A 15,491-nucleotide genomic window follows, 5' to 3' on the forward strand; every position below is an offset into this window, starting at 1 on the left:
TCTTCCGTCACATGAGATCGTCATGCGCGGGCTCGACCCGCGCATCCATCCTATTGGGAAGATCTCTGATGCGATGGATCGCCGGGTCAAGCCCGGCGATGACGAGTGAGACCGATCATGAACACCGCCTTCCTCCTCCAACTCCTCGTCAACGGCCTCGTGGTCGGCACGCTCTACGGCGTGGTCGCGATGTCGTTTGTGCTGATCTACAAGGCGACGCAGGTCGTCAATTTCGCGCAAGGCGAGCTGCTCCTGATCGGCGCCTGGGTGTGCTGGGCATTGCTGACGAAATATCAAGTGCCGTTCTGGGTGGGCATGCCGCTCACGCTGGTCTTCATGTTCGCGTTCGGCATCGCGATCCAGGTCGTGATCCTCCGGCCGATGATCGGCGAGCCCATCATCTCCGTCATCATGGTCACGATCGGTCTGTCGACCGTATTCCAGGCGGCGCTGAAATGGATGTTCGGCGTCAACCCGCAGCCGTTCCCGCCGGTGTTCGCCAGCACGTCCGTCGACCTGTTCGGACTGCAAATCCAAACGGTCTACGTCATGAGCCTCGTGGTGTCGGTCCTGATGATGCTTGGCATGGCGTGGTTCTTCAAGGCTTCCAAATACGGCCTTGCGATGCGGGCCACCGCCTTCAACCAGCAGGTCGCGCAGTCGCTCGGCATCTCCGTGAAGAACGTGTTCGCGATGGCCTGGGCGATCTCGGCGACTGTCTCCGCCGTGGCCGGCGTCGTCGTCGCCGTGGTCAACGGCGTCTCCTCCGGCCTGTCGGCCTACGGCATCAAGGTGTTTCCGGCGGCGATCCTTGGCGGCCTCGACTCCGTCGGCGGCGCCGTGCTCGGCGGCATCATCATCGGCCTCTTGGAGAACATCGCGCAATATGTCGACAGCCAGTATCTGCACTGGGGCAATCTCTACGAGATCGCGCCGTTCTACGTCCTGATCATCATCCTGATGATCAAGCCCTATGGCCTGTTCGGCACCAAAGACATCGAGCGGATATGAGCATGATCGCCGAAAAGTGGAGGCCGGTTTTCGGTAACGATCATGCTCAAACAAAAAAGAAGGGCGAGCCCATGACGCAATTCAAGCCTCAGGCGAGATAGAGCCCGCCATGGTCGCACGTTCCACCATCCCCGCCGGTGACTTCCGCACCTCCTACGCGGCCGACACCACGATCTTCCCGACCAGAACCAGCCGCAATTTCGCGATTGCGGGCGTGATCCTGTTGTGCTTCGCGCCGCAGGTGTTCTCCGAATACTGGCTGTCGGTCTCGATCCAGATCGGCATCTTTGCGATCGCGGCCCTCGGCCTCAATATTCTGGTCGGCTTCACCGGCCAGATCTCGATCGGCCAGGCAGGCTTCTTCCTGCTCGGTGCCTTCACCTCGGCCTACATCAACAACACCTATGCCATCCCGGTGTTCTTCGCGATCCCGCTCGCGGGCGTGATCACGGCCCTCGTCGGGCTGATTTTCGGCCTACCGGCGGCGCGGCTGAAGGGGCTCTATCTCGTCATCGCCACCCTCGCCGCGCAATACATCCTGCTCGACTTCTTCTCGCGCGCCGAGTGGTTCTCCGGCGGCTCGGTGCCGGCCTCGGCCAATCCGTTCTCGATTCTAGGCTACACGCTGCGTGGCGACCGGCAATATTTCTATGTCGTACTGGCCTATGTCGTGGTCTGCTACCTCCTGGTCACCAACCTGATGCGCACCCGCGACGGCCGCGCACTGATCGCGATCCGCGACCATTATCTCTCCGCCGAGATCATGGGCATCAACCTGACCAAATATCGCACGCTCTCGTTCGGCCTCGCCGCCTTCTTCGCCGGCATCGCGGGCGCGCTCTACGCGCATTACCAGCTCGTGATCTCGCAGGAGGGTTTCGGCATCGAGCGCTCGATCCTCTTCCTGGCCATGATCATCATCGGCGGCACCGGATCGGTCATGGGCACATTGATGGGGACCGCGTTCGTCGTGCTGCTGCCGGAATCGATGGAGTGGCTCAGCCACAATCTGAAGGGCAGTGCCATCGACAAGGCGCTCGCGCTCAACAACAACATCACTTTTTTGCGCGAGATCGCAATCGGCCTGATCATCATCGCCTTCCTGATGTTCGAGCCGGACGGGCTGGCGCATCGCTGGCGACAGATCAAGACATACTGGAAGCTCTATCCGTTCTCACATTGAACTCAACCAACAGGGACCGGCGACAATCCGGCCCGAACGCACCACAGGAGGAAGCACTATGACGATGAAATCATTGCTGGGCTCGGCGGCTCTCGCGCTGCTCGCAGGCGCCTTCGCTTCAACGGCGCAGGCGCAGCAGATCGCGATCGGCCATCTGCAGGATCTGTCGGGCGGCACGTCCGACGTCGGTACACCCTATGGCCAGGCCGTCGTCGACACCTTCGCCTGGGTCAACAAGAATGGCGGCATCGGCGGCAAGCAGCTCGCGGTCGATAGCAACGACTATGGCTACCAGGTGCCGCGCGCGATCGCGCTGTACAAGAAGTGGTCGGCGCCGGACAACAAGGTCGCGGCGATCATGGGCTGGGGCACCGCCGACACCGAGGCGCTGACCGGCTTCCTCGCCAACGACAAGATCCCGGACATGTCGGGCTCCTACGCCGCCGCGCTGACCGATCCCGAGGGCACCAGCGGCAAGGCGAAGCCGGCGCCGTACAATTTCTTCTACGGCCCGAGCTACTCGGATGCGCTGCGCGCCGAGCTGACCTGGGCGGCCGAGGACTGGAAGACCAAGGGCAAGCCGGGCAAGCCGAAGTTCGTCCACATGGGCGCCAACCACCCCTATCCCAACGCGCCGAAGGCCGCGGGCGAAGCGCTCGCCACCGAGCTCGGCTTCGAGGTGCTGCCGCCGCTGGTGTTCGCGCTGGCGCCCGGCGACTACAGCGCGCAGTGCCTGAGCCTGAAGAGCTCCGGCGCCAACTACGCCTATCTGGGCAACACCGCGGCCTCCGACATCTCGGTGATGAAGGCCTGCAAGAATGCCGGCGTCGAGGTGCAGTTCCTGTCCAACGTCTGGGGCATGGACGAGAACGCCGCCAAGACCGCGGGCGATGCCGCCAACGGCGTCGTCTTTCCGCTGCGCACCTCGGTGGCCTGGGGCGGCGATGCGCCGGGCATGAAGACGGTGCAGGAAATCTCGAAGATGTCCGACCCGACCGGCAAGGTCTACCGCCCGGTGCACTACGTCGCCGCAGTCTGCTCGTCGCTCTACATGAAGGAGGCGATCGAGTGGGCTGCGAAGAACGGCGGCGCCACCGGCGAGAACGTCGCCAAGGGCTTCTACCAGAAGAAGGACTGGGTGCCCGCAGGGATGGAAGGCGTCTGCAGCCCCTCGACCTGGACCGAGAAGGACCACCGCGGCACCATGAAAGTCGACCTCTATCGCGCGCGCGTGACGGGTCCGACGGATGGCGACCTCAACGAGCTCATGGCCAAGGGCGTGATCAAGCTCGAGAAGGTGAAGACCATCGAGCTGCCGCGCAAAGCCGAATGGGCTGGGTGGTAGTTCCTTACACCAGCGCCATGGCCGGGCAGAAGCGCGAAGCGCGTCTTTGCACAATCTCCCGGCCATCCACGTCTTGCTTCACACGCTGATAGGCGTGGATGCCCGGGTCAAGCCCGGGCATGACGACGGATAGAGTGTCGCCATGACCGATACACTGGAAAATCTGCGGACGGCCGCAACTGCTGGGGCACCCGCCCCCCTGCTCTCCGTCCGCAACATCGAGGTCGTCTATGACGACGTCATCCTGGTGCTGCGCGGCCTCAGCCTCGACGTGCCCAAGGGGGCGATCGTCGCGCTGCTCGGCGCCAACGGCGCGGGCAAGTCGACGACCTTGAAGGCGATCTCTGGCCTGCTGAAGACCGAGGACGGCGAGGTCACGCGCGGCGAGATCATGTTCGACGGCGCGCGCATCGACGGCATCGATCCGGAGAAGATCGTCCGTCGCGGCATCTTCCAGGTGATGGAAGGACGCCGCATCGTCTCCGACATGACCTCGCTGGAGAACCTCAAGCTCGGCGCCTTCACGCGCAGCGATCGCGAGGTCAACAGCGACATCGAGATGGTGTTCAACTATTTCCCGCGGCTGAAGGAGCGCACCGGCCTCGCGGGCTATCTCTCCGGCGGCGAGCAGCAGATGCTGGCGATCGGACGGGCGCTGATGGCACGGCCGAAGATGATCCTGATGGACGAACCGTCGATGGGCCTGTCGCCGCTGCTGGTCAAGGAGGTGTTCGCGATCATCAAGGAGATCAACCGCGATCTCGGCGTCACCATCCTGCTGGTCGAACAGAACGCGCGCGCGGCGCTGTCGGTCGCCAGCCACGGCTACATCATGGAACAGGGCAAGGTGGTGCTCGACGGCACCGCCGACAGCTTGCGCGACAATGAGGACGTCAAGGAGTTCTACCTCGGCGGCGCCGGCGACCAGCGCAAGAGCTTCAAGAACCTGAAGAGCTTCAAGCGGCGGAAGCGGTGGCTGTAGCCGAACTCTCTCCTCGTCATGGCCGGGCTTGACCCGGCCATCCACGCGCGAGCCGCAACGACGAACGACGTGGATGCGCGGGACAAGCCCGGGCATGACGACCGCAAGATTCAAGGACTGGGTACGATGACCCACTACGACGCCCTCGAAACCCGTGATCCCGCAGCCCGCGAGCAGGATCTGTTCGGCCGCCTGCCCGACGTGCTGCACGCGGCGATGAAGGCGCCGGCCTATGCCGCGCTGCTGCAGGGCATCGATCCCCAGGACATCACGACGCGCGCCGCGCTGGCGCAGTTGCCGGTGCTGCGCAAGTCCGAGCTGCCGGCGCTGCACAAGGCGGCGCCGCCATTCGGCGGCTTCGTCGCGCAGACGCCCGGTGCGTTCTCGCGCCTGTTCACCTCACCCGGCCCGATCTTCGAGCCGGAGGCCGCGCACAACGATCCCTGGCGCGGCGCCCGCGCGCTGTTCGCCTCGGGCTTCCGCAGTGGCGATGTCGTGCTCAACACCTTCAGCTATCATCTGACGCCGGGCGGCTTCATCTTCGATGCCTCGGCGCGCGCGCTCGGCTGCGCCGTGATCCCGGCGGGGCCAGGGAACACCGAGGCGCAGTTCGAGCTGATCGAGGCCTACCGGCCGATCGGCTACAGCGGCACGCCGGACTTCCTGAAGATCCTGCTCGATGCTGCCGCCAGCGCCGGTCGCGACGTCTCCTCGCTCAAGCGCGCGCTGGTGTCGGGCGCGGCGTTCCCGCCATCACTGCAGGCCGAGATCAAGGCCCGCGGCATCGACGCCTATCAGGCGTTCGGCACCGCCGATCTCGGCATCATCGCCTACGAGACCGCTGCACGCGAGGGCATGGTGGTCAACGAGGACCTGATCTTCGAGATCGTCCGGCCCGGCACCGGCGATCCGGTCCAGGAGGGCGATGTCGGCGAGATCGTCGTCACCTCGCTCGATCCCCACCATCCTTGGATTCGCCTGGCACTCGGCGATCTCACCGCCGGCCTCCCGGGTCTCAGTCCGTGTGGCCGCACCAACATGCGGATCAAGGGCTGGATGGGGCGCGCCGACCAGACCACGAAGATCAAGGGCATGTTCGTGCGCCCCGAGCAGGTGGCCGAGATCGGCAAGCGCCATCCGGAGTTCGGCCGCCTCCGGCTGGTCGTCAGCCGCGCCGGCGAGACCGATGCGATGACGCTGAAGGCCGAGTGCGCGGCGCCCGCAGCCGACCTGCAAGAGGCGCTGGCCGCCAGCCTGCGCAGCGTCACCAAGCTCAGCGGCCAAGTCGAGCTGGTCGCGCCAGGCACGCTGCCCAACGATGGCAAAGTGATCGCCGACGAGCGGTGAGCGCGCGCAAGTTCCGCTCAAGTAGAAGCCCTGCACCAGCGGCATGAGCAGCGCGGCACGCACCGCTGTCCGCGCAATTGTCGCGCTGCGCGCGCTCTCCTATACAGCCATGTCGCCTCTCTCGGAGTTCGTCCGCATGGCCTTCCCGCGCGCGTCCAAAGCCCTGTCCCGCTTCACGGTGCTCGATTTGACGCGGGTGCGCGCCGGCCCGACCTGCGCGCGGCAGTTCGCCGATTGGGGCGCCAACGTCATCAAGATCGACGCCATGATGGAGGATGGCGGCGAAGCGCTTGGCGGCCCGCGCCGCGGCGCCGACTTCCAGAACCTGCATCGCAACAAGCGCGCGATGACGCTCAATCTGAAGGATCCGAAGGGCGTCGACGTGTTCATGCGGCTCGCCGAAAAAGCCGACGTCGTGATCGAGAACTACCGGCCCGACGTCAAGACCAAGCTCGGCATCGACTATGAGGCGGTGCGCAAGGTCAATCCGCGCATCGTCTATGGCAGCATCTCCGGCTTCGGCCAGGATGGTCCCTATGCCAAGCGGCCCGGTTTCGACCAGATCGCGCAGGGCATGGGCGGGCTGATGTCGATCACCGGGGCACCTGGCGAGGGTCCGATGCGCGCGGGCATCCCGATCGCAGATCTCTCGGCAGGGCTCTCTTGCGCGATGGGTATCCTCACGGCGCTGCTCGAGCGCGAGGTCTCCGGCGAGGGCCAGTGGGTCCAGACCTCGCTGCTGCAGGCGCAGATCTTCATGCTCGACTTCCAGGCCGCCCGCTGGCTGATGGAGAAGGAGGTCGCGCCGCAGGCCGGCAACAATCATCCGACCAGCATCCCGACCGGCGTGTTCAAGACCTCCGACGGCTACATCAATATCGCCGCGACCGGCGGCCGAATCTGGGAGCGGCTGTGCCAGACGCTCGGTGCCTCCCAATGGATCGACAATCCGGACTACGCGACGGCACCGGCGCGTTCGAAGAACCGCGACGCGCTCAACGCCGAGATCAACGCACGCACGCTCGCCAAGACGAGCGAGCAATGGGTCGCCGAGCTGAATGCCGCGGGCGTGCCGTGCGGGCCGATCTACGCGATCGATCAGATGTTCGAGGACCCGCAGGTCAAGCATCTCGGCATGGCGCAGCCGGTGCCGAACGACGACGGCCGCGACATCACGCTGGTGGCGCAGCCCTTCACCTTGTCGCGCACGCCCAGCCGGATGGCGGCGCGGCCGCCGGAATTCGGCGAGCAGACCGAGGAGATCCTGTCCGAGTTCGGCTTCACCGACGGCGAGATCGCCGATCTCCGACTGCATCGCGTCGTGTGAGCAGGTGCAATATGTCCAAGCTGCGGCACCCCGCCGCTGTGGCCCAGATGTCACCACGTTGGAACTTCAGACTTGGCCGGATTGAGGCCAAGGCAAGATCGCGTTAATCTCTTCGCATCAGTTGATCGCGGACCCCCTCGGGGCCCGTGCGTGTGAGGAGTAGCGGGTCATGAGCGCATCCGAGTTGAACGAGTTTCTGACGGCGATGAACATCGTGCGCGACGTCAACGGAGCCGCTCTGAATCACCCCGGCGCTCTGCCGTTCGACGAGACGATGCTCGACAACGAGTCCGACTGGTACCACATGCCGGTGGCCGAGAAGGCCAATTGACCTTCCTCCGGTTCACACGCTCTCTTTCCTACATCGCCTTTGCCCAAAGCCTCCTTCCGAGAAGCCGGACGGAGGCTTTTTCATTTCGGGGCGCAACCGGGATGAGCTGCGAACTCTGATCCACCGAACGCAAAAAAAAGCCCGACGCAAGCGCCGGGCAAGGGATCGTCTCGGGAGGAAACATCAGGGCGCGATGACCAGAGATCAGGCACCGCGCGTGAGCAGTTCAGAACTGCCCATGAATGAAGCCTATCACCGCTCTGCCTAAAATGCTGTCATCGCAAAGACACAACCTCTGGAGAAGCGCGGAAACGATTCGAACAACGGTCCGTCGATGCAATCGAAGCGCTGAGGACGTGGCTGCGGTGCCACAGTCCGATTGCGAACAGCGCCAACGCCCAGTGCACCCAAAGAGTCACAATTCCCCTATCCCGCAGTTCTGCATGCTCTCGTTGCTGGCCTGGCCCTCGACCGGCGCAACGACGGCACGAACAGCAATGGCGGCATCAGCTCCGCGACGACCGATGGCGGCATCGGGGGCTGGGGTCCCTGTCATCGAGGGCGGCGGTGACGGTGCAGGTGTCAACGGCGGCGATGGTGGAAAGGACAACGGCGGTCATGCCCTGGGCGGCCGAGGCGGCGTCGGCGCCGGAGAGCCGGGACATTCCCAGCGACAATGGCGTCGAGTTACGGCGTTGGCGGCTTCACCAAGACCGGCAGCGGCCGGATGACGCTCAGCCTTGAGCTACGCGGGAAAAACGGTCACCAACACGCGCGCCGAGCTGGCCAGTGCACCGACAGATCCTATGCGCTGCCTGACGGCGCCCTCACCCTGCGCGGCCGCCTCGCCCGGGCGCACGACTTCGATCCGGATCGTTCCGTGACCGCCACGTTCCAGACGGTGCCGGGCGCAAGCTTCGTCGTCAACGGCGCCGCGCAGGCGCGCGACTCCGCGCTGACGACGACCTCGGTCGAGATGAGCTGGCAGAACGGCTGGAGCGCCTTGGCGACGTTCGAAGGCGAGTTCTCGAGCGTCACCCGTTCCTATGCCGGCAAGGGCAGCGTGCGCTACACGTGGTAGGAGCGGCGTAGCCGATCGAGCGCAGGCGTCCAGCTGGCAGGGCACGGGTGATCAGCGACAAACCGTACTAAGCCTCGGCCTTCGCGGCCGGCGCTCCCGACTTGCTGAAGCTCGCGATCACACGATCGATCAGCGGCCAGAACAGCAGCACGATCGCCAGCGTCGTTATGGTGCCCACCAGCCCGTTCGCCCAGAACACCTTCATGTTGCCGCCGGAGATGATCATCGACTGCCGGAACGCGTCCTCGGCACGGCTGCCGAGCACCAGCGCCAAGGTGAACGGCGCCAGCGGGATCTTGATCTTCTTGAAGACATAGCCGACGACACCGAAGCCGAGCATCAGCCAGACGTCGAACATCGCATTCTGGATCGCGTAGGCGCCGATCGCGCAGGACACCACGATCATCGGCGCCACGGCCGCGAACGGCACGCGCAGGATCGAGGCGAAGATCGGCACGGTGGAAAGCACGAGCACGAGGCCGACGACATTGCCGAGATACATCGAGGCGATCAGGCCCCAGACGAAATCCTTGTGCTCCACGAACAGCAGCGGGCCGGGATTGAGGCCCCACACCATCAGGCCGCCGAGCAGGATCGCCGCGGTGCCGGAGCCCGGGATGCCGAGCGCCAGCATCGGCAGCAGCGCCGCGGTGCCCGAGGCATGCGCCGCCGTCTCAGGCGCGAACACGCCCTCGATGCGGCCCTTGCCAAAACTGTCCGGATCCTTCGAGAAGCGCTTGGCGAGGTTGTAGCCCATGAAGGAGGCGGCAATCGCGCCGCCCGGCGTGATGCCGAGCCAGCAGCCGATCACCGAGGAGCGCAGCAGGGTCATCCAATATTTCGGCAGGTCCTTCCACACCGCGAGTACGGTGCGCAGCGAGATCGAGGCGGCGTGGCCGCGCAGCGCCAGGCGCTCCTCCATCGTCAGCAGGATCTCGCTGATGCCGAACAGGCCGATGACCGCGACCAGGAAGTTGATGCCGCGCAACAGATCGGTCGAGCCGAAGGTCATCCGCAACTGACCGGACACGGTGTCCATGCCGACGCCAGCGAGCAGCAGGCCGAGCGCCATCGCGATGACAGTCTTGTGCTTGTCCTCACGCCCCAGCCCGACGAACGAGCAGAAGGTCAGCAGATAGACCGCGAAGAACTCGGGCGGACCGAACCTCAGCGCGAAGGACGAGATCCAGGGCGCCAGGAAGGTGATCAGCATCACCGCGACCAGCGAGCCGATGAACGACGAGGTGAAGGCGGCTGTCAGCGCCTCCGCCGCCTTGCCCTGCTGCGCCATCGGATAGCCGTCGAAAGTGGTCGCCACCGACCACGCCTCGCCGGGAATGTTGAACAGGATCGAGGTGATGGCGCCGCCGAACAGCGCGCCCCAGTAGATGCAGGACAGCATCACGATGGCCGAGGTCGGGTCCATTGAGAAGGTCAGCGGCAGCAGGATGGCGACGCCGTTGGGCCCCCCCAGCCCGGGCAGCACGCCGACGAAGACGCCGAGCACGAGCCCAACCATCATCAGCAGCAGCGTCTTCCAGGTCAGGAGGACCGCGAACCCGTGCAGCAGCAGACCCAAGGCTTCCATGATTTCATTCCAACTGTTTCCTCGTCATTGCGAGCGCAGCAAAGCAATCCAGAGTCGAGTGCGCAGCCCTGGATTGCGTCGTCGCGTTGCTCCTCGCAATGACGGGGGAGAGACCGGTGTCAGTACCCGAACGCCGCTTCGAGTGGGCCCTTCGGCATGATCACGTCGAACACGACGTCGAAAGTCACGAACATCACGGCGCTGAACAGCAACGCCGTGAGCAGCGATTTCCAGATCGCGATCTTGCCGACGAGGCGCATGAACCCGGCGATCAGCAGGAAGCTCGCGACGTAGATGCCGAGAAACTGCATCGCGATGCAGAACAGCAGCGTCGGCACGAATACCGCCATCACGCGCCGCAGTTGCGCGCGCGTCACGAAGGTCTCGACCGCTTCCTTTCTCGACACGAAGGCGGCGCCGATCCCGTAAAGGCTGGCGCCGCCGAGGATCACCGACAGATAGAACGGGAAGTAGCCGGGCTCCGGACCGGTCGAGTCCCAGGACGCGCCGGTCCGCCAATTGTCCCAGGCGAGCACGACCGCGAGCGCGAGCAGCAGCAGCGACACCGCGACGTCGACGGTCCGGGTGGAGGTGACGGCCGGAGAATCCTCCTCTGGCGCGGTCGGATCGTCGACGGCGATCTCGAGCTCAGCGTTGGACATCGATCCTCCTCATCCCCTCGCCCCGCCCCAGCCTCACTTGGCGACGAAGCCGGCTTCCGTCATCAGCTGCTTGTTGAGCGAGCCATCCTCTTCGAGAAACTGCAGCATGTCCTTGCCGGTGAGGAAGATCGGCTTCAGCGCCTGCTTCTCCATGTAGTCCTTGTATTCCGGCGTCTGCACCAGCTTGCTGAACAGGTCGATGTAGAACTCCTGCTGCTCCTGGGTCACCTTGCCCGGCAGGAACATGCCGCGCAGCATCAGGTATTGCACGTCCAGCCCCTGCTCCTTGCAGGTCGGAATGTCGTTCCAGGACTGCGTCTCCGTGACCTTGGTCGTGTAGGAGATGCGCTCCTTGTCGAACACGCAGAGCGGACGCACCTGGCCGGCGCGCCAGACTTCGAGATTCTCGGAAGGATTGTTGACGTTCGCTTCGGTGTGCCCGCCAACCAGTTGGGTCGCGGCCTCGCCCCCCGACTTGTAGGGCAGATAGGAGAACTTGGCGCCGGTCTTCTTCTCCATGAAGACCGTGAGCACGTGATCTTCGCGCTTGGAACCGGTACCGCCCAACTTGAACGGAGAACTCGACGCCTTGGCGGCTTCGATGAACTCCTTCACCGTCTTCGGGCCGTTGACGTTGTCCCACAGCACGAACTGATCGAGTGCGATCACCGCGACCGGCGACAGTTCGCGCCAGTCGAACGGCAGCTTGGCCGACAGCGGCAGCATGTAGATCAGCGAATAGGCGATCAGGACCTTGTTCGGATCGCCGTCGCTGGACTTCATGTACATCAGCGCCTCGGCCCCGGACGCGCCGCCCTTCAGCGACACGACCACCGGCTGCTTCAGCAGATTGTTCTTCTGAATGGCAGCCTGCATCATCCGCGCCATCTGGTCGGATGCACCGCCGGCGCCCGCAGCGACGACGATCTCGACCGGCTTGGTCGGCTCCCAGCCGGCAAAGGCCGGCGCAGTTGCGAAAAAGGCCGCCGTCGCGGCCGCGATCTTGATGAGTTTGCGCACGTGCTTTCTTCCCCGTTCGAAGCCCCAGCTTGCATCCTACCAGGATACTGCTGGCTTATTGTGGTCAGTTCAAGAACACAAGCATGATGCGACCTCATGTTCCTCGGCATAAGGTCGCAAGCACGGCATCGGACTACTTGCCTTTCCAGTTCGGCGTACGCTTGTTGAGGAACGCCTCCATGCCTTCGCGGAAATCCTCGCTCATATAGGCGCGCAGGATCAAATCCTCGCCCTCGTCCCGCGACAGGGTCCGGCGGATGCGGCGCACGGCCTCCTTGGTGACCTCGAGGGTGATCGGCGCGTGCGAGGCGACGAGCCTCGCGGTCTCCAGCGCGCGTGTCTGCAGCGTCTCGACGTCAGGCACGATCTCGTTGAGCAGACCGAGCGCGAGCGCCTCCGGCGCCTCGACCAGCCGGGCCTTGAAGATCAGGTCCTTGGTGCGCGCCGGTCCGATCAGGGAGACCACGCGCGAGATGTTCGACATCGACAGGCAGTTGCCGAGCGTGCGCGCGATCGGAAAACCGATACGTGTCGTCTCGGTGCCGATGCGAATGTCGCAGCAGGCGGCAATGCCGGCACCGCCGCCGGTGCAGGCGCCCGCGATCGCCGCAATCACCGGCACACGGCACAGTTCGAGCGTGCCGAGCACGCGGTCGATCCGCGCCTCGTAGTCGAGCGCATCCTGCGCGGTCTTGAAGGCACGAAACTGGGAGATGTCGGTGCCGGAGGCGAAGGCCTTGTCGCCCGCGCCAGTCAGGATCAGCGCCTTGATCGACCGATCGGCGTTGATGGCCTCGCAGATCGAGGCCATCCGGTCGTACATTGCGAACGTCATCGCGTTGCGCGCCTGCGGCCGGTTGAAGGTGATCTTGGCGATGCCGTCGTCGACGGCATAGATCAGATCGTCGGAGCCGGTCACAGGTGCGTTCATCAGGCCACCTTCGGAATCGGCGCTGCCTCGCGCGCCTTCAGGACATCCATCGCCGCGAGCACGCCACCTGCACGATGCGGCACGCCAGCGAGCGCAAGGCCCATCTCGACGCCTGCAAGCGTGCCCATCAGCATCAAGTCGTTGAAGTGACCGATATGACCGATGCGGAAGACCTTGCCCTTGATCTTGTTGAGGCCGGTGCCGAGCGACATGTCGAAGTTTTCCAGCACCGTCTTGCGGAACTGATCGGCGTCATGGCCCTCGGGCATGACCACGCCGGTCAGCGCCGGCGAATGCGCCTGCGGATCCTGACACTGCGTATCCAGGCCCCAGGCCTTGACAGCAGCCCGCGTCGCAAGGCTGTGGCGGCGATGACGCGCAAACACGTTGTCGTGGCCTTCCTCCTCCAGCATCTTCAGCGCCTCGTTGAGGCCCATCAGCAGATTGCACGCCGGCGTATAGGGGAAGGTACCAAGCTTGTTGAAGGTGATGATCTCCTGCCAGTCCCAATAGGAGCGCATGCCGGGATTGGCCTTGGCGGCGGCGAGCGCCTTCTCCGAGACGGCGTTGAAGCCGAGGCCCGGCGGCAGCATCAGGCCCTTCTGCGAGCCAGCGACGGAGACGTCGACGCCCCACGCGTCGTGCTCATACTCCATCGAGCCGAGGCCAGAGATGGTGTCGACCATCAGGAGCGCCGGGTGGCCGGCCCGGTCGAGCGCCTTGCGCACCTCGAGCGGCGGCGTCAGGCAGCCGGTCGAGGTCTCGTTGTGCACGACGCAGACGGCCTTGATCTTGTGCGCCTTGTCATCGACCAGACGCTGCTCGATCGCCGCAATGTCGGCGCCATGGCGCCAGTCGCCGGGGATGAAGTCGACGTCGAGCTTGAACTTGTCGGCGATGCCACGCCACAGCACCGCGAACTGGCCGGTCTCGGCCATCAGCACCTTGTCGCCAGGCGCGAGCGTGTTGACGATCGCGGCTTCCCACGCGCCGGTGCCCGACGACGGATAGATGATCACCGGCTGCTTGGTGCGGAAGATTCGCTGCGATGCAGTCAGCACGGCGAAGCCGAGCTCGGCGAACTCGGGACCGCGATGGTCCAGCGTCGGCATATCCATCGCGCGCAGCACGCGGTCGGGCACGTTGGTCGGCCCCGGAATCTGAAGAAAATGCCGTCCTGTGTGCACAGTCATTGGCGTCCGTCCCCGGTCATTTGGTTGGTGCGCGGGCGTGGCATCCCACGCGCTGGCCGCGCTTTTCTCCCGCCAGACCGCTGGCGTCAACAAAGAAGACGCAAGCACCGATCGCTTCGGGCTGACATCCCTCAGATGCACACGAATCCCCTTCTCCTGTGCAGTGCGGCATAGCGGGACGTCCCAGCTTGCTGCACGCGATTTGGCCTCATTTCACCGCAGCCAGATGGCGCGGCGCATTGCCCTCCAATGGCTCTTCAAGCAGCGCCATCGCGGCATCGACGCCGCCGGCACGATGCGGCACGCCGGCCGCACGCAGCCCCATCTCGACACCGCTCAGCGCAGCCATCAGGGTCAGCGCGTTGCACTCGCCGAGATGGCCGATGCGGAACACCTTGCCCGCGACCTTGGACAGGCCCGAACCGAGCGACATGTTGTAGTTGTCGAGCACGACCTGACGGAACTGATCCGCGTCATGGCCCGGCGGCATCAGCACGGCGGTCAGCACCGGAGAGAAATCCTTCGGCTCCTGGCACAGCACCTCCAGGCCCCAATGCTCGACGGCGGCGCGGGTCGCGGCCGCAAGCCTGAGGTGGCGCGCGAACACCTGATCGAGACCCTCCTCGAGCAGCATCGCAATCGCTTCACGCAGACCGTAGAGCAGGTTCGTCGCCGGCGTGTAGGGGAAGAAGCCGTTCGCGTTCAGCTTCAGCATGTCTTCCCAGTCCCAGAACGAGCGCGGCATCTTGTTGGCCTTGGCAACAAGGCGCGCCTTGTCCGAGATGGCATTGAAGCCGAGCCCCGGCGGCAGCATGAAGCCCTTCTGGGAGCACGACACGGCGACGTCGACCTTCCACTCGTCGAATCGGAAGTCGGCCGAGGCGAGACCAGAAATCGTGTCGACCATCAGCAGCGCCGGATGCTTGGCGCGGTCGATCGCGGCGCGCACCTCGCCGATCCGGCTGGTCGCGCCGGTCGAGGTTTCGTTGTGCACGACCATCACCGCCTTGAGCCGATGACCGGCGTCGGCAACCAGCTTCTCCTCGATGACGGCAGGATCGACGCCACGGCGCCAGTCGCCGGGAATGAAATCGACCTCGATTCCCCACCGCGCCGCCATCTGCCGCCACAGCGTGGCGAAGTGGCCGGTCTCGACCATCAGCACCTTGTCGCCCGGCGACAGCGTGTTGACGATGGCGGCCTCCCAGGCGCCGGTGCCCGAGGACGGATAGATGACTACCGGGCTCGTGGCCTTGAAGATCGCCTGCGAGCCACCGAGCACGGCCTTGCCGAGTTCGGCGAACTCGGCGCTGCGGTGATCGATCACCGGCATGTCCATCGCCCGCAGCACCCGCTCGGGCACCGGACTTGGGCCCGGAATATGCAAGAAATGACGGCCTTGGGGACGGGTCACGACAGAGCTCCGGGCGACGACGGCATTCTGGCACCAATGATTGCATTCAATTATTCAGCATGCAAGAGATTAAACG

General features: G+C 64.8%; 14 protein-coding genes. 8 read left to right on the forward strand and 6 right to left on the reverse strand.

The annotated features are described in order from the left end of the window. The first annotated feature begins 117 nt into the window (after positions 1-117). The 8 genes from QX132_RS16905 (at position 118) to QX132_RS16940 (ending at position 8,607) form a co-directional block, all read left to right on the forward strand. Positions 118-1,011 (forward strand): branched-chain amino acid ABC transporter permease, encoded by an 894-nt coding sequence (locus QX132_RS16905; RefSeq protein ID WP_315777068.1) that lies wholly within the window; start codon positions 118-120, stop codon positions 1,009-1,011. Positions 1,012-1,120: 109 nt separating this feature from the next. Continuing rightward, on the forward strand, positions 1,121-2,194 hold the full coding sequence (locus tag QX132_RS16910; protein ID WP_315759163.1) for a branched-chain amino acid ABC transporter permease: 1,074 nt from the start codon (positions 1,121-1,123) through the stop codon (positions 2,192-2,194). 58 nt (positions 2,195-2,252) lie between these two features. After that, positions 2,253-3,539: an ABC transporter substrate-binding protein gene (locus QX132_RS16915; RefSeq protein ID WP_316162042.1), complete on the forward strand. Its 1,287-nt coding sequence runs from the start codon at positions 2,253-2,255 to the stop codon at positions 3,537-3,539. A 142-nt stretch (positions 3,540-3,681) separates the two neighbouring features. Next, a complete protein-coding gene (locus QX132_RS16920) occupies positions 3,682-4,521 on the forward strand; it encodes an ABC transporter ATP-binding protein (RefSeq protein ID WP_315739004.1) in 840 nt (279 codons plus the stop codon). Between the two features lie 126 nt (positions 4,522-4,647). Beyond that, positions 4,648-5,868: a phenylacetate--CoA ligase family protein gene (locus QX132_RS16925; protein ID WP_316162043.1), complete on the forward strand. Its 1,221-nt coding sequence runs from the start codon at positions 4,648-4,650 to the stop codon at positions 5,866-5,868. Between the two features lie 136 nt (positions 5,869-6,004). Next, positions 6,005-7,195, forward strand: a complete 1,191-nt coding sequence (locus tag QX132_RS16930) for a CoA transferase (protein ID WP_315739006.1) — start codon at positions 6,005-6,007, stop codon at positions 7,193-7,195. Between the two features lie 169 nt (positions 7,196-7,364). Further along, entirely contained in the window at positions 7,365-7,526 is a 162-nt protein-coding gene (locus QX132_RS16935) for a hypothetical protein (RefSeq protein WP_315739007.1), read from the forward strand. A 727-nt stretch (positions 7,527-8,253) separates the two neighbouring features. After that, positions 8,254-8,607: an autotransporter outer membrane beta-barrel domain-containing protein gene (locus QX132_RS16940; RefSeq protein ID WP_316162100.1), complete on the forward strand. Its 354-nt coding sequence runs from the start codon at positions 8,254-8,256 to the stop codon at positions 8,605-8,607. A gap of 67 nt (positions 8,608-8,674) precedes the next feature. Here QX132_RS16940 and QX132_RS16945 read toward each other — a convergent pair whose 3' ends face one another. The 6 genes from QX132_RS16945 to QX132_RS16970 form a co-directional block, all read right to left on the reverse strand. Beyond that, entirely contained in the window at positions 8,675-10,195 is a 1,521-nt protein-coding gene (locus QX132_RS16945; RefSeq protein ID WP_315739008.1) for a tripartite tricarboxylate transporter permease, read from the reverse strand. Positions 10,196-10,314: 119 nt separating this feature from the next. Continuing rightward, the gene (locus tag QX132_RS16950; RefSeq protein WP_315739010.1) at positions 10,315-10,857 is read right to left on the reverse strand and encodes a tripartite tricarboxylate transporter TctB family protein; all 543 of its coding nucleotides are present in this window, start codon (positions 10,855-10,857) and stop codon (positions 10,315-10,317) included. 33 nt (positions 10,858-10,890) lie between these two features. Further along, entirely contained in the window at positions 10,891-11,877 is a 987-nt protein-coding gene (locus tag QX132_RS16955; protein WP_315739011.1) for a tripartite tricarboxylate transporter substrate binding protein, read from the reverse strand. Positions 11,878-12,010: 133 nt separating this feature from the next. Further along, entirely contained in the window at positions 12,011-12,808 is a 798-nt protein-coding gene (locus tag QX132_RS16960; RefSeq protein WP_315739012.1) for an enoyl-CoA hydratase/isomerase family protein, read from the reverse strand. After that, on the reverse strand, positions 12,808-14,001 hold the full coding sequence (locus tag QX132_RS16965) for a pyridoxal-phosphate-dependent aminotransferase family protein (RefSeq protein WP_315739013.1): 1,194 nt from the start codon (positions 13,999-14,001) through the stop codon (positions 12,808-12,810). Before QX132_RS16965 ends, QX132_RS16960 begins: the two co-directional genes overlap by 1 nt. Before the next feature lie 208 nt (positions 14,002-14,209). Continuing rightward, the gene (locus QX132_RS16970) at positions 14,210-15,415 is read right to left on the reverse strand and encodes an alanine--glyoxylate aminotransferase family protein (protein WP_315756111.1); all 1,206 of its coding nucleotides are present in this window, start codon (positions 15,413-15,415) and stop codon (positions 14,210-14,212) included. Positions 15,416-15,491 lie beyond the last annotated feature (76 nt).

The sequence above is a fragment of the Bradyrhizobium sp. SZCCHNRI20481 genome (assembly GCF_032485055.1).
Lineage (GTDB): Bacteria > Pseudomonadota > Alphaproteobacteria > Rhizobiales > Xanthobacteraceae > Bradyrhizobium.